Annotated in this window: 22 protein-coding genes, 2 tRNA genes and 1 rRNA gene; 8 read left to right on the top strand and 17 right to left on the bottom strand. The window is 65.4% G+C overall.

Annotation, left to right across the window (positions count from 1 at the left end; all coding sequences use genetic code 11):
* Positions 1-59 precede the first annotated feature (59 nt).
* Together ctaD and nrdF are read right to left on the bottom strand one after the other, a co-directional pair.
* Complete coding sequence (gene ctaD, locus MHX64_RS08950) at positions 60-1763, bottom strand: cytochrome c oxidase subunit I (protein WP_181888993.1); 1704 nt, start codon at positions 1761-1763, stop codon at positions 60-62.
* 267 nt (positions 1764-2030) lie between these two features.
* The gene (nrdF, locus tag MHX64_RS08945) at positions 2031-3020 is read right to left on the bottom strand and encodes a class 1b ribonucleoside-diphosphate reductase subunit beta (RefSeq protein WP_181888994.1); all 990 of its coding nucleotides are present in this window, start codon (positions 3018-3020) and stop codon (positions 2031-2033) included.
* A gap of 152 nt (positions 3021-3172) precedes the next feature.
* Here nrdF and MHX64_RS08940 point away from each other — a divergent pair, with 152 nt between their 5' ends.
* A complete protein-coding gene (locus MHX64_RS08940; RefSeq protein WP_239356655.1) occupies positions 3173-3886 on the top strand; it encodes an FCD domain-containing protein in 714 nt (237 codons plus the stop codon).
* Between the two features lie 95 nt (positions 3887-3981).
* Here MHX64_RS08940 and nrdE read toward each other — a convergent pair whose 3' ends face one another.
* From nrdE to ykgO, 4 genes are all read right to left on the bottom strand, one after another.
* Positions 3982-6147 carry a class 1b ribonucleoside-diphosphate reductase subunit alpha gene (gene nrdE, locus MHX64_RS08935; RefSeq protein WP_239307509.1) on the bottom strand — a complete coding sequence of 722 codons (2166 nt, stop codon included), beginning with the start codon at positions 6145-6147 and terminating at the stop codon, positions 3982-3984.
* Positions 6148-6157: 10 nt separating this feature from the next.
* Entirely contained in the window at positions 6158-6679 is a 522-nt protein-coding gene (nrdI, locus tag MHX64_RS08930; RefSeq protein WP_181888997.1) for a class Ib ribonucleoside-diphosphate reductase assembly flavoprotein NrdI, read from the bottom strand.
* Positions 6680-6763: 84 nt separating this feature from the next.
* Positions 6764-6994 carry a glutaredoxin-like protein NrdH gene (nrdH, locus tag MHX64_RS08925; protein WP_070475768.1) on the bottom strand — a complete coding sequence of 77 codons (231 nt, stop codon included), beginning with the start codon at positions 6992-6994 and terminating at the stop codon, positions 6764-6766.
* A 296-nt stretch (positions 6995-7290) separates the two neighbouring features.
* Positions 7291-7413, bottom strand: a complete 123-nt coding sequence (gene ykgO / locus MHX64_RS08920; RefSeq protein WP_005288826.1) for a type B 50S ribosomal protein L36 — start codon at positions 7411-7413, stop codon at positions 7291-7293.
* Between the two features lie 114 nt (positions 7414-7527).
* Here ykgO and nadE point away from each other — a divergent pair, with 114 nt between their 5' ends.
* The gene (gene nadE / locus MHX64_RS08915) at positions 7528-8352 is read left to right on the top strand and encodes an ammonia-dependent NAD(+) synthetase (RefSeq protein WP_239356656.1); all 825 of its coding nucleotides are present in this window, start codon (positions 7528-7530) and stop codon (positions 8350-8352) included.
* Here nadE and MHX64_RS08910 read toward each other — a convergent pair.
* From MHX64_RS08910 to MHX64_RS08900, 3 genes are read right to left on the bottom strand one after another with little or no spacing between them, the layout of a single operon-like run.
* A complete protein-coding gene (locus MHX64_RS08910) occupies positions 8349-8534 on the bottom strand; it encodes a hypothetical protein (protein ID WP_239307506.1) in 186 nt (61 codons plus the stop codon). The two genes, nadE and MHX64_RS08910, sit on opposite strands and share 4 nt — an antisense overlap.
* Positions 8535-8548: 14 nt before the next feature.
* Positions 8549-9319 carry a fructosamine kinase family protein gene (locus tag MHX64_RS08905; protein WP_239356657.1) on the bottom strand — a complete coding sequence of 257 codons (771 nt, stop codon included), beginning with the start codon at positions 9317-9319 and terminating at the stop codon, positions 8549-8551.
* A complete protein-coding gene (locus MHX64_RS08900; protein ID WP_239356658.1) occupies positions 9312-9755 on the bottom strand; it encodes a methylated-DNA--[protein]-cysteine S-methyltransferase in 444 nt (147 codons plus the stop codon). The genes MHX64_RS08905 and MHX64_RS08900 overlap by 8 nt, the downstream gene beginning before the upstream one ends.
* A 49-nt stretch (positions 9756-9804) precedes the next feature.
* On the opposite strand from MHX64_RS08900, the gene MHX64_RS08895 reads away from it, so the two are divergent.
* Positions 9805-10455: a hypothetical protein gene (locus tag MHX64_RS08895; protein ID WP_239356659.1), complete on the top strand. Its 651-nt coding sequence runs from the start codon at positions 9805-9807 to the stop codon at positions 10453-10455.
* Positions 10456-10504: 49 nt separating this feature from the next.
* Here MHX64_RS08895 and MHX64_RS08890 read toward each other — a convergent pair.
* The 5 genes from MHX64_RS08890 to pgm form a co-directional block, all read right to left on the bottom strand.
* Positions 10505-10580: transfer RNA gene (locus MHX64_RS08890), tRNA-Ala, on the bottom strand.
* Between the two features lie 41 nt (positions 10581-10621).
* Positions 10622-10694: transfer RNA gene (locus tag MHX64_RS08885), tRNA-Ala, on the bottom strand.
* 118 nt (positions 10695-10812) lie between these two features.
* Positions 10813-11547 carry a thioredoxin domain-containing protein gene (locus MHX64_RS08880; RefSeq protein WP_239356660.1) on the bottom strand — a complete coding sequence of 245 codons (735 nt, stop codon included), beginning with the start codon at positions 11545-11547 and terminating at the stop codon, positions 10813-10815.
* Between the two features lie 59 nt (positions 11548-11606).
* A complete protein-coding gene (locus MHX64_RS08875; protein ID WP_239356661.1) occupies positions 11607-12089 on the bottom strand; it encodes a MauE/DoxX family redox-associated membrane protein in 483 nt (160 codons plus the stop codon).
* Between the two features lie 18 nt (positions 12090-12107).
* On the bottom strand, positions 12108-13733 hold the full coding sequence (pgm, locus tag MHX64_RS08870) for a phosphoglucomutase (alpha-D-glucose-1,6-bisphosphate-dependent) (protein WP_239356662.1): 1626 nt from the start codon (positions 13731-13733) through the stop codon (positions 12108-12110).
* 109 nt (positions 13734-13842) lie between these two features.
* Here pgm and MHX64_RS08865 point away from each other — a divergent pair, with 109 nt between their 5' ends.
* From MHX64_RS08865 to MHX64_RS08845, 5 genes are read left to right on the top strand one after another with little or no spacing between them, the layout of a single operon-like run.
* Positions 13843-15261, top strand: a complete 1419-nt coding sequence (locus MHX64_RS08865; RefSeq protein ID WP_239356664.1) for a sodium:alanine symporter family protein — start codon at positions 13843-13845, stop codon at positions 15259-15261.
* A gap of 10 nt (positions 15262-15271) precedes the next feature.
* Complete coding sequence (locus MHX64_RS08860; protein WP_239356665.1) at positions 15272-15613, top strand: CrcB family protein; 342 nt, start codon at positions 15272-15274, stop codon at positions 15611-15613.
* Positions 15606-15974, top strand: coding sequence for a CrcB family protein (locus tag MHX64_RS08855; RefSeq protein ID WP_239356666.1), 369 nt, complete (start codon positions 15606-15608; stop codon positions 15972-15974). Before MHX64_RS08860 ends, MHX64_RS08855 begins: the two co-directional genes overlap by 8 nt.
* Positions 15975-15992: 18 nt before the next feature.
* Positions 15993-16343: a CrcB family protein gene (locus MHX64_RS08850; RefSeq protein ID WP_239307497.1), complete on the top strand. Its 351-nt coding sequence runs from the start codon at positions 15993-15995 to the stop codon at positions 16341-16343.
* Positions 16336-16689, top strand: coding sequence for a CrcB family protein (locus tag MHX64_RS08845; RefSeq protein ID WP_239356667.1), 354 nt, complete (start codon positions 16336-16338; stop codon positions 16687-16689). The genes MHX64_RS08850 and MHX64_RS08845 overlap by 8 nt, the downstream gene beginning before the upstream one ends.
* Positions 16690-16694: 5 nt before the next feature.
* Here MHX64_RS08845 and MHX64_RS08840 read toward each other — a convergent pair whose 3' ends face one another.
* The 3 genes from MHX64_RS08840 to rrf form a co-directional block, all read right to left on the bottom strand.
* Positions 16695-19223 (bottom strand): ABC transporter permease, encoded by a 2529-nt coding sequence (locus MHX64_RS08840; RefSeq protein ID WP_239356668.1) that lies wholly within the window; start codon positions 19221-19223, stop codon positions 16695-16697.
* Positions 19224-20015, bottom strand: a complete 792-nt coding sequence (locus MHX64_RS08835; RefSeq protein WP_239356669.1) for an ABC transporter ATP-binding protein — start codon at positions 20013-20015, stop codon at positions 19224-19226.
* A 674-nt stretch (positions 20016-20689) separates the two neighbouring features.
* Positions 20690-20797: ribosomal RNA gene (gene rrf, locus MHX64_RS08830) — 5S ribosomal RNA — on the bottom strand; the annotation flags it as partial.

Raw genomic sequence — 20797 nt, 5'->3', positions numbered from 1 at the left:
TGAAACGACGAAAACCCCCGCCGAAGCGGGGGTTCGTTCAGGAGGCCGGTGTCCGGCGACTACTTGGAGTCGCGGTGGCCGGTGTGCGCCTCGCGGCGCAGGGTCTCCACCATGTGCGGGTAGTGCAGCTCGAACGCCGGGCGCTCGGAGCGGATACGCGGCAGGGCGGTGAAGTTGTGGCGCGGCGGCGGGCAGGAGGTTGCCCACTCCAGGGAGTTGCCGTAGCCCCACGGATCGTCGACGGTGACGATCTCGCCGTAGCGCCAGGACTTGAACACGTTCCAGATGAACGGCAGGAAGCCGATGCCCAGGATGAAGGCGCCAACCGTGGAGACCTGGTTCAGCAGCGTGAAGCCGTCGGTGTCCAGGTAGTCGGCGTAGCGGCGCGGCATGCCCATGTTGCCCAGCCAGTGCTGGACCAGGAAGGTCATGTTGAAGCCGACGACGGTGAACCAGAAGTGGATCTTGCCCAGCTTCTCGTCCAGCATGCGGCCGGTCATCTTCGGGAACCAGAAGTACACGCCAGCGGTGGAGGCGAACACCACGGTGCCGAACAGGGTGTAGTGGAAGTGCGCAACCACGAAGTAGGAGTCGTGCAGGTGGAAGTCCAGCGGCGGGGATGCCAGCATGATGCCGGTCAGGCCGCCGAAGAGGAAGGTGAACAGGAAGCCCGTTGCCCACAGCATCGGGGTCTCGAACGTGAGGTGGCCGTTCCACATCGTGCCCAGCCAGTTGAAGAACTTCACGCCGGTCGGGACCGAGATGAGGAAGGTCATGAAGGAGAAGAACGGCAGCAGGATCGCGCCGGTGGCGAACATGTGGTGCGCCCACACAGCCATGGACAGGCCGGCAATTGCCAGCGTTGCGAAGATCAGGCCGATGTAGCCGAAGACCGGCTTGCGGGAGAAGACCGGGACGATCTCAGAGATCACGCCGAAGAACGGCAGCGCCAGGACGTACACCTCGGGGTGGCCGAAGAACCAGAACAGGTGCTGCCACAGGATCGTGCCGCCGTTGGCGGTGTCGTAGATGTGGCCGCCCAGCAGACGGTCGTAGAGCACACCCATCGCCGCAGCGGTCAGCAGCGGGAAGATCATCAGGGCGATGATGGAGGTGACGAAGATGGTCCAGGTGAACGCCGGCAGACGGAACATGGTCATGCCCGGCGCACGCATCGTCAGCACCGTGGTGAGCATGTTCACCGCGGAGGCGATGGTGCCCACACCGGTGGCGCCCACGCCGACAACCCAGAGGTTGGCGGAGACGGACGGGGTGTGCACAGCGTCAGCCAGCGGCATGTACATGGTCCAACCGAAGTCGGCCGCGCCACCCGGGGTGATGAAGCCGAGGAGCATGGCGACAACGCCGACGGTGGTCACCCAGAAACCGAACGCGTTCAGACGCGGGAAGGCCACGTCCGGCGCGCCGATCTGCAGCGGCAGCACATAGTTGGCGAAGCCCCAGACGATCGGGGTACCGAAAGCCAGCAGCATCACGGTGCCGTGCATGGTGAACAGCTGGTTGAACTGCTCGTTGGACAGGAACTGCAGGCCCGGGCTGAACAGCTCGGTGCGGATAAGCAGTGCCATCAGGCCGGCCACGAAGAACCAGACGAAGGACATGATGATGTACATGATGCCCAGTTCTTTGTGGTCAGTCGTGGTGAGTTGCTTGTAAATCTTCGAGCCCTTACGAGCGTTACCCGTCGGCTCGGGGCGTGTCGGCGGGACGTAATTATCCAGCCGCGGTGCCACAGCGGTCATCTGATCCTCCTGACTACGGCACCTGCACCCCGTCCAGCTCACGCCGGAATGGGCACAGATGCCACGAGTGATACCGGATCAGCATAACGTTCTGCACATTGATTTTCCAGCCTCCCGCAATGCTGCCCCCGTGCGGGGTCAGCGCCGACGACGGCCAGTCCGGGCTGTTACTGGTGAGGCGCAAGGGACCTAGACGGGAGGCAAGAAAAATCCCCGGCTCGCAAGCGCGAACCGGGGGCCACCGAAGGTGCGTCGTAAAGCTTGTGCCTAGAAGTCCCAGTCGTCGTCCTGGGTGTCCTCCGCGCGGCCGATGACGTAGGAGGAGCCGGAGCCGGAGAAGAAGTCGTGGTTCTCGTCCGCGTTCGGCGACAGCGACGCCAGGATCGCCGGCGAGACCTTCGTCTCATCCACCGGGAACAGGCCCTCGTAGCCGAGGTTGTTCAGCGCCTTGTTGGCGTTGTAGCGCAGGAAGCGCTTCACGTCCTCGGTCCAGCCGAGCGCGTCGTAGATGTCCTCGGTGTACTGGTTCTCGTTTTCGTAGAGGTCGTAGAGCAGCTCGAAGGCGTAGTCCTTCAACTCCTCCTTGCGCTCCTCGGACTCGTTTCGCAGCGCCACCTGGTACTTGTAGCCGATGTAGTAGCCGTGCACCGCCTCGTCGCGGATGATCAGGCGGATGATGTCCGCGGTGTTGGTCAGCTTGGAGTGCACCGACCAGTTCAGCGGCAGGTAGAAGCCCGAGTAGAACAGGAAGGACTCCAGCATCACGGAGGCGATCTTGCGCTTGAGCGGGTCGTCGCCCTCGTAGTAGCTCAGGATGATCTTCGCCTTGCGCTGCAGGTACTCGTTTTCCTCGGACCAGCGGAACGCGTCGTTAATTGCGGGCGTGTCCGCCAGCGTCATGAAGATGTTGGAGTAGGACTTCGCGTGCACCGACTCCATGAAGGCAATGTTGGTCAGCACCGCCTCCTCGTGGAGGGAGTTCGCGTCCGGCAGCAGCGAGACCGCGCCGACGGTGCCCTGGATGGTGTCCAGCAGCGTCAGGCCGGTGAACACGCGCATGGTGGCCTGCTTTTCCTCGTCGTTGAGGGTGTTCCAGCTCGGGATGTCGTTGGACACCGGGATCTTCTCCGGGAGCCAGAAGTTGCCGGTCAGGCGATCCCACACTTCAAGGTCCTTGTCGTCCGGAACGCTGTTCCAGTTAATAGCCTTCACGGGCTTGTCGTGGGACTCGAGGTAACGCGCGTAATCGTCAGTCATGGCGACCATCCTACTTCGGTGTCAACCGGCTCGGGCGACGTCCTGCTCCCCGTGCGCGGACTGCCCACACGCAATGCATTAATGCTCTGTCCGCATGACATAAACTACTCGCAGATTGCTGCAATACATCATCTTTTTAAGGAGGTCGCGCCGTGACTACAAGCGGTCATCGGTCCTCTCAACCCCTGCTTTCCTCGATTCTGGACACGCTCGGCGAAGACATCGTCTCGGGCCGGCAGCCGGAGGGGCACACGTTCACGCTCCACGACTTGTCGGAGCGCTTCGGCATCTCCCGCACCGTGGCACGTGAGGCGATGCGCGCACTGGAGCAACTGGGGTTGGTCTCCTCCTCGCGCCGCGTGGGTTTGAAAGTGCTGCCGCAAAGCGAGTGGAACGTCTTCGACCACTCCATCATTTCCTGGCGGCTGCGCAGCGAGGAGCAACGTCCGGCGCAGTTGGCGTCGCTGCGGGAGCTTCGCGACGCCATCGAGCCAGCCGCCGCCCGCCTAGCCGCCACCAACGCGTCCCGCGAGCAGGCGCGCCGGCTGTGCCAGCTGGCGGACCAGATTGTGGAGCTGGCAGGACAAGACGCCGGCAACTCCGAGGCGTTCCAGGAAGCGGACCTGGAGTTCCACGGCCTGATGCTCGAGGCGTCCGGCAACGAGATGTTCGTGGCGCTGACCCCGCCGATCATGGACATCATGTCCGGCCGCGCGCTCTACGGCATCATGCCGGACGACCCGCACGTGGACACCATGCAGATCCACGTCGATCTCGCGCAGGCCATTTCCACCGGCGACGCGGATGCAGCAGAAGATGCTTCTCGACGTCTCCTCCGCGGCGTCAACGATTTCATGGAGATGTAACTCTCCCCGCGCCTTGCAAACGAAAACCGCTGATGTGCTAGTTGCCCAAAAACGGAACTAGCAGATCAGCGGTTTTCGTCGAGAAGCACGCTCACCTACAGCATGCAGGAGACGCAGCCCTCGATCTCGGTGCCTTCCAGCGCCATCTGCCGCAGGCGGATGTAGTACAGGGTCTTGACACCCTTCTTCCACGCGTAGATCTGCGCGCGGTTGATGTCGCGGGTGGTCACCGTGTCCTTGAAGAACAGGGTCAACGACAGGCCCTGGTCGACGTACTTCGTAGCCACCGCGTAGGTGTCGATGATCTTCTCGTAGCCGATCTCGTAGGCGTCCTTGAAGTAGTCGATGTTCTCGTTGTCCATGTGCGGCGCCGGGTAGTAGACGCGGCCGATCTTGCCTTCCTTACGGATCTCAATCTTGGAGGCGATCGGGTGGATCGAGGACGTGGAGTTGTTGATGTAGGAGATCGAGCCGGTCGGCGGCACCGCCTGCAGGTAGCGGTTGTAAATGCCGTCGCGGGCGACGTCCTCCTTCAGCTGCGCCCACTCCTCTGCCGTCGGTACGGCAATGTCGGAGTTGGCGAACAGCTCCTTGACCTTGTCGGTCTTCGGCTGGAAGTCCGCCGGGTCGTAGCGGTCGAAGAACTCGCCGGTGGCGTACTCGGACTTGGCAAAGTCCGCGAACGCGGTGCCCTTCTCCACTGCGATCTTGTGGGAGGCGCGCAGGCACTGGTACATCACGGCGGCGAAGTAGGCGTTGGTGAAGTCCAGGCCTTCCTCGGAGCCGTACTCGATGTGCTCGCGGCCGAGGTAGCCGTGCAGGTTCATCTGTCCCAGGCCGATGGCGTGGGAGGCGTCGTTGCCGTCGCGCACCGGCGGAACGGAGTCGATGGAGGTCTTGTCCGCCACGGCGGTCAGCGCGCGGATGGCGGACTCGACGGTGCGGGCGAAGTTGTCGGAGTCCATGGCCATCGCGATGTTCAGCGAGCCGAGGTTGCAGGAGATGTCGTGGCCGGTCTCGGCGTAGGTCAGGTCGTCGTTGAGCACGGACGGCGAGTTGACCTGCAGGATCTCCGAGCACAGGTTGGACATGTTGATGCGGCCGGTCTTCACCGGGTTCGCGCGGTTGGCCGTGTCCTCGAACATGATGTACGGGTAGCCGGACTCGAACTGGATCTCGGCGATGGTCTGGAAGAACGCGCGCGCGGAGATCTTGGACTTGCGGATGCGCGGGTCTTCCACCATCTCCTCGTACTTCTCGGTCACGGAGATGTCCGCGAACGGCACGCCGTAGACGCGCTCGACGTCGTACGGGGAGAACAGGTACATGTCGTCGTTGCGCTTGGCCAGCTCGAAGGTGATGTCCGGGATGACGATGCCGAGCGAGAGGGTCTTGATGCGGATCTTCTCGTCCGCGTTCTCGCGCTTGGTGTCCAAAAAGCGCATGATGTCCGGGTGGTGTGCGTTGAGGTACACCGCGCCGGCGCCCTGGCGCGCGCCGAGCTGGTTGGCGTAGGAGAAGGAGTCTTCCAGCAGCTTCATCACGGGGATGACGCCGGAGGACTGGTTCTCGATGTGCTTGATCGGCGCGCCGGACTCGCGGATGTTGGAAAGCAGCAGCGCCACGCCGCCGCCGCGCTTGGACAGCTGCAGCGAGGAGTTGATGGCGCGGCCGATGGACTCCATGTTGTCCTCGATGCGCAGCAGGAAGCACGACACCAGCTCGCCACGCTGCGCCTTGCCGGCATTCAAGAACGTCGGGGTGGCGGGCTGGAAGCGGCCGGTCATGATTTCGTCCACAAGCGCGAATGCGAGCTCCTCGTTTCCGTCGGCGAGGAAGAGCGCCGTCATGGCCACGCGGTCTTCGAAGCGCTCGAGGTAGCGGCGCCCGTCGAAGGTTTTCAGCGTGTAGGAGGTGTAGTACTTGTACGCGCCGAGGAAGGACTTGAAGCGGAACTTGTAGGAGTACGCGCGCTTGAACGTGTCCTTAATGAAGGTCCAGTCGTACTTCTCAATGGTGTCCGGCTCGTAGTACTTGTTGGTGACCAGGTAGTCGATCTTTTCTTCCAGGTCGTGGAAGTAGACGGTGTTCTGGTTGACGTGCTGGAGGAAGAACTGGTTGGCGGCCTCGCGGTCCTTGTCAAACTGGATCTGGCCGTTTTCGTCGTAGAGGTTCAAAAGCGCGTTGAGCGCGTGGTAATCCAGCTGGTCGCTTGTATTGACCGGCTCCGGGACATTCTTACCGACAGTCTGGGTAGTCACATCGCGTCCTTCATCGTGTTCTTGAGTATTTACCGGCGTATTTTTCACGCAGTTTTGCCAAGCGCTCGGATTCGTCCGGAGCATCTTGCCTATCGACGACCTCCGGTCCCCCACGCAGCCCCAACCTTCCAGCGTTCTGGACCAGTTGGCGGCGCACGTGCGCAACGTCCTCGGCCAAGCCCATGAGCTCGAACCGGTACAAGTACGGGACCTTACACTTGTCGGCGATAACCTTCCCGGCAAGGCAGTAATCTGCCCCGAAGTTGGAATTGCCTGCGGCGATGACACCCCGGATCAGGCTCCGGTTGCCTTCGTTGTTGAGGAAGCGGATCACTTGCCCCGGCACCGGCCGCGAGTTGCCGCCGCTCACACTCGCCCCGCCGCCGTATGTGGGGCAGATGAGCACGTACGGCTCGTCGACGGTGAGTTCCGGGTCGCTCCTGCGCAACGGGATGCGCTGGGACGGGAGGCCGAGCTTCTCCACAAACCGCTTCGTGTTTTCCGTCGCGGAAGAGAAGTAGACCACCAGCATGGCCGCCGCCTTTCTTCGTGTTGAGTTTCAGTTGTTCGGCGCCGCCCGCCCTATCCCCGCGCTGCGGCGGGGTGGACCGCCGAGTTAGGCAGCCGCTGCGAGGCCCTTGATGCGGTCCGGGCGGAAGCCGGACCAGTGCTCGCCGTTCGCCTCCACGACCGGCGCCTGCACGTAGCCGAGGGCCATGACGTAGTCGCGGGCCTCCTCGTCCATGGAGATGTCGACCGTGGTGAACTCAAGGCCGGCCTTGGTCAGGGCCTTCTCGGTTGCCTTGCACTGCATGCAGGCCGGCTTGCTGTAAACGGTGATCGACATAGTTCTTCAGGCTCTTTCTGTGCGGGTCTTCGACTGGGATTCGACAGGGAATCGACGGGGTTTTCTCGCTTCCCCGGATCCCCCGGGGCAACACCAAGAGACACTATACCTTGGGGGAAACTTCGGCAACTGCTACTACATGTAGTAGTTACACGGGTGGTATTCCCAGGATAGGGCCAGCAAATCACCTACATGTAGTTAAAACATGGACGGCCATCTGCTCCCACGGGTGTAATTTGGCGGAAAATTACAGCAAAAAGCCCCGCCACCAAACGGTGACGGGGCAGGATTCGCGCTTAGCCCTGGCGAGCCTTGAAACGGGGATCCTTCTTGTTGATCACGTAAACCTTGCCGTGGCGACGCACAACCTGGGCGCCCGGCTTGTTCTTCAGCGACCGAAGCGACTTGCGGACCTTCATCGGGCGCTCCTTTCTGCTCGGATTACCTGCAATTAGCGACCAACGGCGGGCTGCCGGGTCGCAACACGGGGGTAAATGTTACACATCGGACGCGCTGAATCAAAACCTCCTACCATGAGCGCCATGCAGTCAGACATCATCGCCGCCCTCGGCGTGGCACCGACCATCGACCCGGACACCGAAATCACCCGGCGCGTGCAGTTCCTGGTGGACTACCTGGACGCCACCGGCGCGAAGGGATACGTGCTGGGCATCTCCGGCGGGCAGGACTCCACGCTCGCCGGGCGCCTGGCGCAGCTGGCGGTGGAGCAGCGCCGCGCGGACGGCAACGACGCGAAGTTCGTGGCGGTGCGGCTGCCCCACGGCGTGCAGGCCGACGAGGACGACGCGCAGCTGGCCCTGCAGTTCATCCAGCCCGACGAGACGGTCACGGTGGACATTGAGCCAGCCACCACCGCCATGGCGGGTGCTGTGGCGGAGGCGCTAGAAACGGGCAGTCTCGGCGACTTCAATAAGGGCAACGTCAAGGCGCGCATGCGCATGATCGCCCAGTACGCCATCGCCGGCGAGCGCGGCCTGCTGGTGGTGGGCACGGACCACGCGGCGGAGAACGTCACCGGGTTCTTCACCAAACACGGCGACGGCGCCGCGGACCTCGTTCCGCTGGCCGGGCTGAACAAGCGCCAGGGCGCGGCGCTGCTGGGCCACCTGGACGCGGATCCCCGCCTGTGGGAGAAGGTCCCCACCGCAGACCTAGAGGAAGACCGCCCCGCGCTTCCCGACGAAGACGCGCTCGGCATCACCTACGCCCACATCGACGACTACCTGGAGGGCAAACAGATCCCACAAGAGGCCGCCGAGCGCCTCGAGCACCTGTGGCGCATCGGCCAGCACAAGCGCCACCTGCCCCCGGGCCCGAACGACACCTGGTGGCGCTAGAGCAGGTCGCGGAGGTCCGCCATCACTCGTACCAGGCGGTCCTCACCGCGCTCCTCCTCGAGCCAATCCTCCAGAGTGAAGTCGAGCTGGATGGGTTCCCAGTCCACTTCGAAGGGTTTGCCCCTCTGCTCCAGGAGCCCGAGTTCCTCGAGCCTGTCTAGCGATTTTTCTGCATTCCCCATCTGAATCTCCTCCTTTATTGCCTACTGTCTACCACGCGCAGGGTCTCCTCCGCCGCGCGCACGAGCGCGGAGCCGTAGGACGGTCCGTGCGTCCACGCGTGCACGGCCAGCGGGTGCAGCTGGTGCACCGCGATGCGCCGCTGCCAGTCGCGGCCCAGCTCGCCGCCGGCATCCACATACCCGTCCACGATCGCGTTGAAGTACGGGGCGCCGAACAGCTCGAGCATCGCGATGTCGGTCAGCGGGTGCCCGCCGTGCGCCGCCGGGTCAATGAACCGCGGGCCGTCCGACCCGAACAGCAGGTTGCCCGCCCACAGGTCGCCGTGGATGCGCGCCAGCGGGGCGTCCTCGTCTTCTTCAAGCAGCGCATCGCATGCTTGCTTGACGACGTCCATGCCGCCGCCCCCGACATTCCCTACCTTCAGCGCCTTCTCGGCGAATGGCAGCACCCGCTGATGCACGTAGAACTCGGCCCAGCGCTCGGTGGGCTCGCACGCCTGTTGGCGGGTGCCGATGAAGTTGGGGCCGTCCCACCCGTCCGCGGGCGCGCCGAACGCGGCGGCGCCCATGGCGTGGATGGCGGCCAGCTCCCGCCCGGCCTCGCGGGCGGCGTCCACGGTCGGGCGGGCCGAATCCACCTTCTCGATGGTCAGCGTGTTCGCGTCCTCGTCGAGTGCGAGCACCTCCACCACCGCGGCGGAGCCCTCCCGCAGCCAGCGCAGGTACGCGGCCTCCGCGGCTGCCGCTCCCGGCGCGCTGCCGTACTTCACAAACGAGTCAGACATCGATGCCCTCCATTCGCAGTAGGAAACGTTTTGCCTCTACCCCGCCACGGTAACCGCCAAGTTGGCCGTCGGAGCGCAGCACCCGGTGGCACGGGATGAACAGCGGCAGCGGGTTGGTCGCGCACGCGCTGCCCACCGCCCGCACCGCTTTGGGGTTGCCCACCGCGCGGGCGAGCTGCGCATACGTGGTGGTCTCCCCGAACGGGACCTTCGCCAGCTCCCGTAGCACCGACGCGCGGAACTCAGTCACGCCTGACAAGTCCAGCGGGACAGTGAATTCCCGGCGCGTGCCAGCGAAGTACTCGGCCAGTTCTTGGGTGACCAGGGGGCTCACCGGAGGTTCGTCGATAGGCAGCGGCTCCCCCTCGAAGCACACGCGGGTGACGCCGCGCCCGCTCGCGGCGAAGCGCAACGGACCGATCGGTGAGGTAAACATGCAGCTCAGAGTAGCTCGCAACCATGGTGTTTGCGCTACACTCCTGGCCATGCACAGGAGACTCACAACCGCCCTCGCCTGCGCCGCGGCCCTGACCTTGGCCGCCTGCGGCAGCTCATCCGACACCATCGCCGGCACCAGCCCCGCCATCGCCTCTGCGGTGTGCGACGGCGACGACGGCTGCGAATCCGACATGCGCGAGCTCAGCCACAAGCTCGACGCGTCGGACGACGCGGACGGCGACGGCGTCATCGACCGCGAGGAGCTCGACGCCGCCCTCAAACGGCTGGACAAGGAAGCCGAGGAGAAAGAGGCCGCCGCGTCTTCGTCCGCGGCGGCAGCGTCCTCTTCCGCAGCTGCAGCGTCGAAGTCCGCAGAAGCCGAACGCGAAGCCGCCAAACGCGAGGCGGCGGAACGTGAGGCAGCGCAGCGCGAAGCCGCCGAACGCGAGGCAGCGCAGCGCGAGGCGGCGAACCAACAACAGCAGCAACAGCAACAAGCCCCCGAACCCGCACCCCAGCAGCAAGCGCCCCAGCAACCCTCCGGCCCGCCGGCCATGGAGTGGGCCACCTTGGGCCCCTACGGCAGCCTGTTCACGTGCGAGCAGGCGCGTGACGTGTGGCCCGTCGATTCGCACGCCTGCTACACCGGCTCGGACGGCAACGCCTACTTCGAGGGCATGCGCCAAGCCGCACAGTAGCCGCAGAAACGAAAAACTGCCCGGCCGAACAGCCGGGCAGTTTTGCTTTTGGTGGAGCTAACGGGATTCGAACCCGTGACCCCCACACTGCCAGTGTGGTGCGCTACCAACTGCGCCATAGCCCCGTATGGCAGCTGTACCACCATAGGAATATGTAGTTGTGGAGTGGAGCTAACGGGATTCGAACCCGTGACCCCCACACTGCCAGTGTGGTGCGCTACCAACTGCGCCATAGCCCCTTGGATAACTCACGTAAATATACAGTCGGGCGCGCGGGCCTCCAAATCCCCAGCGGGAACGTGAAACCGCCCCACCCCGGGACCGGAGTGAGGCGGTGAAAACGCTTGCGGAACGCGTTTACATCTGAGACAGGGTCTGCGGCCAGTCGTCGCGCTTGCCCTCGATGTCCTCGATGTCCTTGCCGTCGACCAGGACGCGCGGGGTCCAGGCCTCGCCGGTCTTGTCCTCCTGGTACTTCATGTTGTTTGCGCCCATGCGCTTCGCGGTCTCCAGGTACTTGCCGTCGCGGATGTCCTGCACGGCTTCCTTAGATGCCTCGTAGTCGCTTGCCATGTCCGCGAAACCGTCGTTGTCGTACTTGTTGTACACGGTCTGCTGGTTCTGGAACAGGTAGTCGCGGATGGTGAACGCCTGGGCCAGATCGCCGTTGGCGAACAGCGCAAGCTCTGCGGCGAGCGCCTTGGTGGAGTGGCCCTCCTCGCCCTTGTCCAGGGCGGTCATCGGGCGCAGGTCCACGTTGATCTCGCCAGCCTTGAGCTTCTCAATCATCGCTTCGTCGCTGGCGATGTGCAGGTCCGCACAGTGGGTGCAGGAGAAGTCCTCGAACAGCTCGGCGGTCTTGGCGTCGGCGTTGCTGCCGGTGAGGTGGATGATGTCTTCATCCTCGTTCCAGGCGACGTTGATGCCTTCGACGTCGATCATCCCCTCCTTGATGGCGGCGCTGCGGTTTTCGCGGCCGTTGAAGACGATCAAGCCGATCACCACAAGGGCGATAGCGAGTACGGCGAGGACTGCCCAGATGAAGGCGGTGTTGCCCTTCTTGTTCGGGTTTTCCACTTTGCGTGTGGTCACAGTTATCTCCTGTTGTGCGTGCCTGGCGGCATGGCGGGTACAGATTTACCCGCACAAGTTTAGGGGTAGATAGCGAACTTCTTAAACGGACGCCACATCATGAAGCCGGTAATGGCGATGTAGGCCACGTCGCGCGCGACGGTAACAAGCAGGTTGGTCTCGCCCTCCCCCGCCGCGGACGGGTCGAAGCAGCCGCAGTCGATGACCAGGCCGCGCTGCCAGGCGGACAGCATGCCGATGATGAACAGCGTCAGCACGATGATGGACACCTTGCCGGACCAGCGCAGCTTGATGCCCAGAAGCAGCAGCAGGCCACCAGCCACTTCGAGCGGGCCGATGATGTGCGCCAGCAGGTAGGACCAGTCGGGGGTGAAGATCTCGTATGCCTCGATGGTCTTTGTCACGTCGAGGGGGACGCCGAGTTTCGCGATGCCGGCGTCCAGCCACACGTACGCCATGTAAAACCGCGCGAGTGCGGAAAGTACGTCCAGCACCAGTGCTTTCGTGTTGCGCTCGGGCACGGGGGTTGTCGTTGTGCTCACAGGTCGTACGTTACTCCATTAGCTGCCCAAAACTCGAGAAACGAGCGCCTGGGCTTCCTCCTGCACCTGCTGCAGGTGCGCGTCGCCCTTGAAGGATTCGGCGTAGATCTTGTACTTGTCCTCAGTCCCGGATGGGCGCGCGGCGAACCACGCGTTTTCAGTGGTCACCTTCAGCCCGCCGATGGCGGCGCCGTTGCCAGGAGCATCAGTCAGCTTTGCGACGATAGCTTCGCCCGCCAACGTATCCGCCGACACCTGGTCCGCCGAAAGCGCCTTGAGCTTGGCCTTTTCCTCGCGGCCGGCCGGGGCGTCGATACGCGCGTAGGCCGGGGCGCCGTACTCGGCCTCGAGCTCCGCGTAGCGCGCGGACGGAGTCTTGCCGGTCACGGCGGTGATCTCGGCGGCGAGCAGGTCCATAATCAGCCCGTCCTTGTCGGTGGACCAGACGGTGCCGTCCTTGCGCAAAAACGAGGCGCCGGCGGATTCTTCGCCGCCGAAGCCGATCGTGCCGTCGATAAGCCCCGGCACGAACCACTTGAAGCCGACGGGCACTTCCACCAGCTCGCGGCCGAGCGATGCGACTACGCGGTCGATCATGGAAGACGACACCAGGGTCTTGCCCACCGCGGTGCTGTCAGCCCAGCCGTCGCGGTGGCTGAACAGGTACTCGATGGCCACGGCCAGGTAGTGGTTCGGGTTCATCAGGCCCGCGTCGGGGGTGACGATACCGTGGCGGTCCGCGTCCGCGTCGTTGCCAGTGGCCAGGTCGAACTTGTCGCGGTTGTGCACCAGCGATGCCATGGAGTTGGGGCTGGAGCAATCCATGCGGATCTGGCCGTCGGTGTCCAGGGTCATGAACCGCCAGGTGGCGTCCACGTGCGGGTTGACCACCTCGAGGTTCAGCCCGTAACGCTCGCCGATGGCACCCCAGTAGTCCACGCTCGCCCCGCCCATCGGGTCGGCGCCGATGCGCAGGCCGGATGCCTTGATCGCGTCCATGTCCACCACGTTTCCCAGGTCAGCGACGTAGTGGTCGAGGTAGTCGAACTTCCCGGCGCGCTCGTCCAGCACGCCGCTGACGGGGGTGCGCTTCACGCCGTCGAGGCCTGCGGCGATGTACTCGTTGGCGCGCTTGGCAATCCAGTCCGTGGCCTCCGCCGGGGCAGGCCCACCGGTGGGCGGGTTGTACTTGAAGCCGCCGTCGCGTGGCGGGTTGTGCGACGGGGTGACCACGATGCCGTCGGCCTTGCCGCCTTTGTGGGTCAGGATGGCGTGGGAAACAGCTGGGGTAGGCGTGTAGCGGCCGGAGGCGTCGACAAGCACTTGCACCTCGTTGGCGATGAGCACCTCGAGCGCGGAGACCATCGCCGGCTCGGACAGGGCGTGGGTGTCGCGGCCGATGTAGACCGGCCCGTCGATGCCCTCGCCGCGGCGGTAGTCCACGATCGCCTGCGTGGTGGCCAAGATGTGCGCCTCGTTGAACGCGTTATCCAGGGAGGAGCCGCGGTGGCCGGAGGTGCCGAAGGCGACCTGCTGGTCCGGGTTGTCCGGGTCGATGTCGCGGGTGTAGTAGGCGGTGACCACCTCGGCGATGTCGATGAGGTCGTCCTCGCGGGCGGGCTGGCCGGCGCGTTCGTGTGCCATGGGAATGCTCCTTGTGTCTCAGACAGAGTCCTTCCCACCATCATTGCCCGTGAATGTATTTCCCGCCACCTATATATTATTCACCGCGCCGTATGTTTTACTACTCGGCATGGCTGACACCTTGAACGACATCCTCAGTGCTATCTCCACCTTCGTCTGGGGACCGTTCCTGCTCATCCCCCTGCTGCTGGGCACCGGCCTGTTCCTGACCATCCGCCTGCGCGGCATCCAGTTCCGCACCCTCGGCCGCGCCACACGCCACGCGTTCGTGGACAAGCCCGAGGAAGGCGCCGGCGACATCTCCAACTACCAGGCGCTGACCACCGCCCTGGCCGCCACGGTGGGCACCGGCAACATCGTCGGCGTGGCCACCGCGATCTCCATCGGCGGGCCCGGCGCGCTGTTCTGGATCTGGCTGACCGGCATCGTCGGCATGGCGTCGAAGTACTCCGAGGCCTACCTGGGCGTGCGCTTCCGCACCACCGACAAGAAGGGCAAGCAGCAGGGCGGACCGCACGAGTACCTGAAAACCGGTGTCGGCGGCCGCTTCGGCAAGACGCTCGCCGCGGCGTTCACCCTGTTCACCATCTTCGCCTCCTTCGGCATCGGCAACCTCGCCCAGGGCAACTCGATCGCCGCGGGCATGAACGACGCTTTCGGCATCAGCGCCAACGTCGCCGGCGTAATCATCTTCTTCGCGGTCGGCGCGGCCGTGCTCGGCGGCATCGAGGGCATCGGCAAGATCACCGCTGCGTTCGTGCCGCTGATGATCGTCATCTACGTCGGCGGCGGCATCACCGCGCTGGCACTGATGGCGGACCGGGTGCCGGAAGCCATTGCCACCATCTTCACCGACGCGTTCACCGGCACCGCCGCCACCGGCGGCTTCGTCGGCTCCGGCATCATGCTGGCCATCCAGTTCGGTGTGGCCCGCGGCATCTTCTCCAACGAGTCCGGCATGGGCTCCGCCGCCATCGCCGCCGCGGCCGCGAAGACGCAGCACCCGGCGCGCCAGGCGCTGGTGTCCATGACCCAGACGTTCATCGACACCATCCTCGTGGTCACCATCACCGGCCTGGTCATCGTCACCGCCGGCACCTGGGACATGGGCCGCGACCAGGCCGCCATCATGACCGCCACCGCCTTCGAGACGGCCCTGCCCGGCGAGTGGGGCAGCCTGATCGTCTCCGTCGCCCTGATCTTCTTCGCCTTTTCCACCATCCTGGGCTGGTCCTACTACGGTGAGCGCGCCATCGTGGCGCTGTTCGGCGACTGGGCGTCCATCCCCTACCGCATGTTCTTCACCGCCCTGTCCTTTGTCGGCGCGGTGGCGTCGCTGGAGCTGGCGTGGACGTTCTCCGACCTGTCCAACGGGCTGATGGCCATCCCGAACCTGATCGGCCTGCTGCTTTTGTCCGGCATCGTGGTGCGCGAGACCCGCGAGTACCTCGCCTGGGACCCGTACCTGAAGAAGACCCCGGAGGAGGTCGCAGAGTTCGTGGAACGCCAGCAGATGGACTGGCGATAGACTCGCAGCCGTGGACACATTCCGGACAGCACTCACGGTCGGGCTCGGGGCGGGCCTTGGGGCCGTTGTCAGGCATTTTGTTGTGCTCTATGGCGCCGCCCCCGGCACCACCGCGGCGCTCGCGCTGACCTTCGCCGTCAACATCGCCGGCTGCTTCGCCATGGGCTTGTTCAGGCCGGGCCCGCTGTGGGGCACGGGTTTCCTCGGCGGCTTCACCACCTTCTCCGCGATTTCGGTGGCGGCGATGCAGTCGGATGCGATCGTCGCGCTGGGCATCGTCGCACTCAGCTTTGCGACGTCTATAGTTGCCTACCTTCTCGGCCACACCCTCCGGGAGCGCCGCAATGGCTAGCTGGCTCGGATTGGCGCTCACCCTCGCCGTGGTGTTCGCCGGCGGCATGCTGGGCGGCATGTCCCGGTTCGCGCTGACGAAGCTGATCGGCAACGCCCACGCCGCCACCTTCGCCGCCAACACCGTGGCCTGCACCATCGCCGGTTTCGCCGCCACCGCCCCAATCGCGTGGCAGATCGCGCTCGGCGCAGGCTTCGCCGGTGCGCTTTCCACCTGGTCCACGCTGGCGCGTGAGCTCGGCGACCTGATCACCGCTGGGCGCCACCGTGCGGCGCTTCGCTACGCGCTGCGCACCGCGGTGCTCGGCATCGTCGCCGCCTGGTTCGGCATGCGCTGGGGCCTGCGGGCCTTCGGCGGCTAGGGCGTTAGAGTGGGAAATGTGCAGTTCAACGACCTCACAACCGGCCTTTCCGTGGCACTGGGCGCGGGACTTGGAGCTGTCGCTCGCTACCTCGTGCTGATCTGGGTCAACCCCACCACGCCCGAAGCGCTCGCGCTGACCGTGACCTCCGCGGTGAACCTCGTCGCCTGCTTCGCCATGGGCCTATTCCAACCCGGCCCGTTCTGGGGCGTGGGCTTCCTCGGCGGGTTTTCCACCCTCTCCGCGATCTCCCTGACCGCGGTGTCGGATTCTCCGGTGTGGGCCGGATTCATCATCGTGCTCAGCCTCACCACCGCCACCCTGGCCTGGATGGCCGGCGACGCCACCCGGGGGCGCCGGCATGGCTGACCTGCTGCCACTGCTCATCGGAGCTGCGGCTGTGTTCGTCGGCGGCATGCTGGGCGGGTTCGCCCGCTGGCTGCTCATGCGCCAGATCCACAGCACGCTGGCGTCCACGTTCGCGGCGAACGTCTCGGCCGCCGCAGTCATCGGGTTTGCGGCGGCTGCGCCGGGCGTGTGGCGCATCGGCATCGGCGTCGGCTTCGCCGGGGCGTTGTCCACCCTGTCCATGCTCGCGCGCCAGCTCGGCGAGATGGTCGAAAGCGGCGAGTTCGTCCTCGCCGTGAAATACGGGGTGGGCACCGCCCTTGCCGCTATCGCCGCCTCCGCGGTCGGCGTGTACGGGTTCGGGTAAGCCCCCTACTCCGCGATCGCGTCCAGCGGCGGGGTCTTGGCGGCCCTTCCCGCCGGCCACACTGCGGCCAGAAGCCCGACCAGGAACGACCCTGCGAGGACGGTGAGGATGAGCTGCCACGGGACGGTGATCGTCGTCAAGCCTTTTGCCTCGAGTACGGTGAGGAACGCCCAGCCCAGTCCGAGCCCCAACAGCACGCCGAGGATGGCGCCGTAGACGGTCATCTGCACCGACTCCAGCGTGATCATCGTGCGGACCTGGCGGCGCTGCGTGCCCACCGCGCGCAGCATGCCGATCTCCTGGCGGCGCTCAATCACCGACAGCGTCAGCGTGTTCACGATGCCCAGCACCGCGATCACCACCGCCAGCGACAACAGCGCGTACAGGATGAACAGCATCTGGTCGATCATGGCAGAGACCTCGCCCGCCATGTCCTGCGTGGAGCGGACCTGCACCACGATGTCGTGGCGCACCTCTTCCTCGAGGTTGGCGCGCAGCTGGGCCTCGTCCACCGTGCCGTCGTTGTTCACGCCCACCATGAGGACGCGCCCGGTCCCCCGCGCGCCGGTGGCCACGGCCGCCTCGTCGGAGACAACGAAGGACTGCAAGATATTCGACGGCTCGAAGGTCCCGCCCAGGGTCGCCTCCACCGACTCGCCGGTGGGCCCCGCGACGGGGAGGGTGTCGCCGACGCGCCAGCCGTGCTCCTGCGCCAGCGGCGCCGGCGCGATGATGGTGTTGCCGTCCAGGCTGGAGCTGCCCTCCACCATGTCCAGCGCGATCAGGTCGGCCGGGTCGCCCTGCAGCACGTCGGTGACACCAAAGCCGCCGAGCTGGTAGCCGAACCGCCCGTCCACCGTGATCGGGGCCTGGGTGTAGGCGGCCGTCTCGCCGGCGCCGTCCACCGCATCCAAGCGCTCCGGCAGGTCCTCCGGCAGCGGGAACACCCCGTTCTGCGGGCCGGAGAGCACGAAGTCCGCGGACACCTCGCTAGAGGCGACGTCGTCCACCGAGCGCTTCATCGACGCGCCTAGCATGCCGATCACCGTCACCAGTGCAATGCCCAGCATCAGCGCAAACGCCGTGGTGGCGGTGCGGCGCGGGTTACGGCGCGTGTTCGTGGACGCAAGCCTGCCCACCGCACCGAACGGCAGCCCAATCACCCGGCCCAGCGGCGGCACCACCGGCAGGCTCAGCGCAGGGCCGGCCAGGAACAGGCCAGTGATCGCGGCCAGTGCCGCCACGCCCACCAGGCCCGCGCGGCGGCCGGTCGCGCCGTCGTCCCAGCCCATCGCGTACACCGCCGCCGCGACGCCCGCGGCCACCAGGATCAGGCCCGCGGCTGTGCGCCAGCGCAGCGGCTGCGGGGTGGCGGCCTCGCTGGAGCGCATCGCCTCCACAGGCTTGACCTGCCCCGCCTTGCGAGCCGGCGCCAGCGCCGACAGCACCGTCACCAGCGTGCCCACCACCAGCGGCACCACAACCGCGCGGGTGGACAGGCCCGTGCCCGCGTCCGGCAGCGGCATGCCGTAGCGCGCCATCGCCACCCGGATCAGGGCCACCAGCCCCACGCCGCCGGCCACGCCGAGCGCGGAGCCGATTACGCCCACCAGCGCGGACTCGAACGCCACCGAGCGGGTGATCTGCCCGCGCGCGGCCCCCAGCGCGCGCAGCAGCGCAAACTCGCGGGTGCGCTGCGCCACGATCATGGAGAAGGTGTTCGCGATGAGGAACGTCCCCACCAGCAAACCCACCAGGCCGAACGCGACCAAAAAGTAGCTGACAAAGCTCAAGCCCTCGCGGATCTGCTGGGACAGCTCCTCGGCCACATCCGCGCCCGCGCGCACCTCCAGCTCAGGAAACTCGCTCTTCAGCCTATCGACGACCCCAGCTCCCCCATCCACCGTCACCGCCGGCACCGACGCGCCGTCCCGGTACACGTCGAGGTACGCCTGCTCCCCCACCCGCATCACCAGCGACGTCTCCTGCGCCAGCGGGTCCTCGTACAGCCCCGTGACGGTGAACTCGTTGCGCCCGTCCTTGTCCACCACGATGAGCTTCTCGCCCATCGCGATGCCGTACTTCTGCGCGCCGTTCGCATTGACGGCGATGTCGCCGGCGGCGGTGGGAGCGGAGCCGTCGATAAGCACAGGTGCCCTCCCCACAGCCTCATCCTCGCTGTAGAAAGGCATGAGGCGGGAGGTGCCGAGCTGCGTCTGAATCGCAACTTCATCTTGCCTAGCGACGACCACAGGTTCATCCACGAACACATTCACCCGATCGACACCCTCGGTGTCCTCGATGGCGTTGAACGTGTCCATGTCGATGCTGCCCTCGGTCGGGCGCACCACCGCGTCCACGTCTTCCAGCGCCGTATCGACGGCCGAATCGAACGTGGCAGACAGCATGTTCGTGAACATCAGCGCGCCCGACAGGAACGCCGTGCCCAGCACCACCGCAAGCACCGTCAGCGCGAGCCGCAGCTTGTGCGCCGCGACGTTGCGCAGCGACACCTTCGTCAACGTGTTGGCCATCTAGTCCTCCATGCCAGCCATGACGCGGAGGATGGATTCCATGTCCGGATCGCGTATCTCGTCGACGATGTTGCCGTCGCGGAGGAACACCACGCGGTCGGCGTAGGAGGCGGCGCGGGCGTCATGCGTGACAATGACCACCGTCTGCCCGTCCTTGTCCACCGCCGTACGGAGGATATCCAGGACCTCTTTCGAGGCGTTGGAGTCCAAGTTGCCGGTGGGCTCGTCACCGAAAATCAGCTCCGGGCGGCTCACCAGCGCGCGGGCGCACGCGACGCGCTGCTGCTGACCTCCCGACAGCTCCGCCGGGCGGTGATCCAGGCGCTTGGCCAAGCCCAGGCGGTCCGTGACCTCCTCGAACCACGCCTGGTCAACCTTGCCGCCCGCGATGTTCGTGGGCAGCGTGATGTTCTCCGCGGCCGTGAGGGTGGGGACCAGGTTGAAGGACTGGAAGATGAATCCGAGACGGTCGCGCCGCAGCGCCGTGAGCTGCTTGTCGTTGAGCCGGGACAGGTCCGTCTCGCCGATGTAGGCTTCGCCGCCCGTAGCAGAGTCCAGCCCCGCCATGACGTGCATGAGCGTGGACTTACCCGACCCGGACGGGCCCATAATCGCCGTGAACTCGTTGCGGCCGAACTCCACACTGACGCCGTCAAGCGCCCTGACCTCGGTGTCGCCCTTCCCGTACGTCTTGACCAGGCCTACCGCCCGGGCCGCCGCGTTGTGCGTTGCGGGTTCTGGTGTTCCAGTGCTGGGTGCTCCTGCTTTAATGCTCTCGTCCGACTCAGCCATCGAGGTTCACCTTCCTGTCAATCCATTCCTCCGGGACTATACGCACCCGGTAAGACAGGGCAGATCGTCAGCTACTCCCTTGAAGAATTCGTGGGCGGGCACCAATGATGGGGGCTGGTGTGGTTGTCCGCAATGCGGAGTTGCACCCCGGACTTTCGTGGGCAAGCGCCAATAGTTGGTGTATCTGGCGTTGTCCGCAATGCGGAGTTTCGGCCCCGATCTGTAGTTCGTGGGTGCGCACCCATCGTTGGTGTATCTGTGGTTGTCCGCAATGCGGAGTCTTCACCGGCCCCGGGGTGTTGTGGGTGCGTTGTTGGTCGAGTAGTGGAGGTCGAGTTCATCGGTGTACGCGGGCGTACTCGACGTCCGGTACTCGACTTTCGCCCCACAGGAGGCATCATCCCGGTTGCGTGTGCTGGCCCCGCGACCTATTCGGCCCCCAGTGAATGAGTCACGCCCCGCCGGTGGCTACGCCCGGTTGCCCGCAATGTGGGGTCACGCCCGGTGACGGAACTGGTGGGTGTGCACCCATTGTTGGTGTGGGTGTTGTTGTCCGCAGCGTGGAAGCACACACGCGGGCGGGTACGCCGGCCAAGTCGTGGGTATGCGAAAAGGCACCCGCCGCACAAACAAGGGGTGTTTGTGTGGCGGGTGCAGTTTATGTGAAGTTGTTGGGTCGGCGGTAACCTACTCTCCCACTCCCTCCCGGGGGCAGTACCATCGGCGCGGGCGGGCTTAGCTTCCGGGTTCGGAATGGGACCGGGCGTTTCCCCGCCGCCATC

Source organism: Corynebacterium sp. ACRPZ, from assembly GCF_022346205.1.
Lineage (GTDB): Bacteria > Actinomycetota > Actinomycetes > Mycobacteriales > Mycobacteriaceae > Corynebacterium > Corynebacterium lehmanniae.
Note: the sequence above shows the minus strand (reverse complement) of the source record. Positions and strands in the feature narration are given on the sequence as shown.

Excerpts from the sequence above, each read along its gene's own strand:
- ykgO (WP_005288826.1), bottom strand. The coding sequence starts at position 7,413 with ATGAAGGTCCGCAAGTCGCTTCGGTCGCTGAAGAACAAGCCGGGCGCC.
- nrdF (WP_181888994.1), bottom strand. The coding sequence starts at position 3,020 with ATGACTGACGATTACGCGCGTTACCTCGAGTCCCACGACAAGCCCGTG.
- MHX64_RS08855 (WP_239356666.1), top strand. The coding sequence starts at position 15,606 with ATGGCTAGCTGGCTCGGATTGGCGCTCACCCTCGCCGTGGTGTTCGCC.
- MHX64_RS08910 (WP_239307506.1), bottom strand. The coding sequence starts at position 8,534 with ATGGGGAATGCAGAAAAATCGCTAGACAGGCTCGAGGAACTCGGGCTC.
- MHX64_RS08895 (WP_239356659.1), top strand. The coding sequence starts at position 9,805 with ATGCACAGGAGACTCACAACCGCCCTCGCCTGCGCCGCGGCCCTGACC.
- MHX64_RS08835 (WP_239356669.1), bottom strand. The coding sequence starts at position 20,015 with ATGGCTGAGTCGGACGAGAGCATTAAAGCAGGAGCACCCAGCACTGGA.
- pgm (WP_239356662.1), bottom strand. The coding sequence starts at position 13,733 with ATGGCACACGAACGCGCCGGCCAGCCCGCCCGCGAGGACGACCTCATC.
- nadE (WP_239356656.1), top strand. The coding sequence starts at position 7,528 with ATGAGCGCCATGCAGTCAGACATCATCGCCGCCCTCGGCGTGGCACCG.
- MHX64_RS08845 (WP_239356667.1), top strand. The coding sequence starts at position 16,336 with ATGGCTGACCTGCTGCCACTGCTCATCGGAGCTGCGGCTGTGTTCGTC.
- MHX64_RS08840 (WP_239356668.1), bottom strand. The coding sequence starts at position 19,223 with ATGGCCAACACGTTGACGAAGGTGTCGCTGCGCAACGTCGCGGCGCAC.
- MHX64_RS08900 (WP_239356658.1), bottom strand. The coding sequence starts at position 9,755 with ATGTTTACCTCACCGATCGGTCCGTTGCGCTTCGCCGCGAGCGGGCGC.
- MHX64_RS08865 (WP_239356664.1), top strand. The coding sequence starts at position 13,843 with ATGGCTGACACCTTGAACGACATCCTCAGTGCTATCTCCACCTTCGTC.
- nrdH (WP_070475768.1), bottom strand. The coding sequence starts at position 6,994 with ATGTCGATCACCGTTTACAGCAAGCCGGCCTGCATGCAGTGCAAGGCA.
- MHX64_RS08905 (WP_239356657.1), bottom strand. The coding sequence starts at position 9,319 with ATGTCTGACTCGTTTGTGAAGTACGGCAGCGCGCCGGGAGCGGCAGCC.
- ctaD (WP_181888993.1), bottom strand. The coding sequence starts at position 1,763 with ATGACCGCTGTGGCACCGCGGCTGGATAATTACGTCCCGCCGACACGC.
- nrdI (WP_181888997.1), bottom strand. The coding sequence starts at position 6,679 with ATGCTGGTGGTCTACTTCTCTTCCGCGACGGAAAACACGAAGCGGTTT.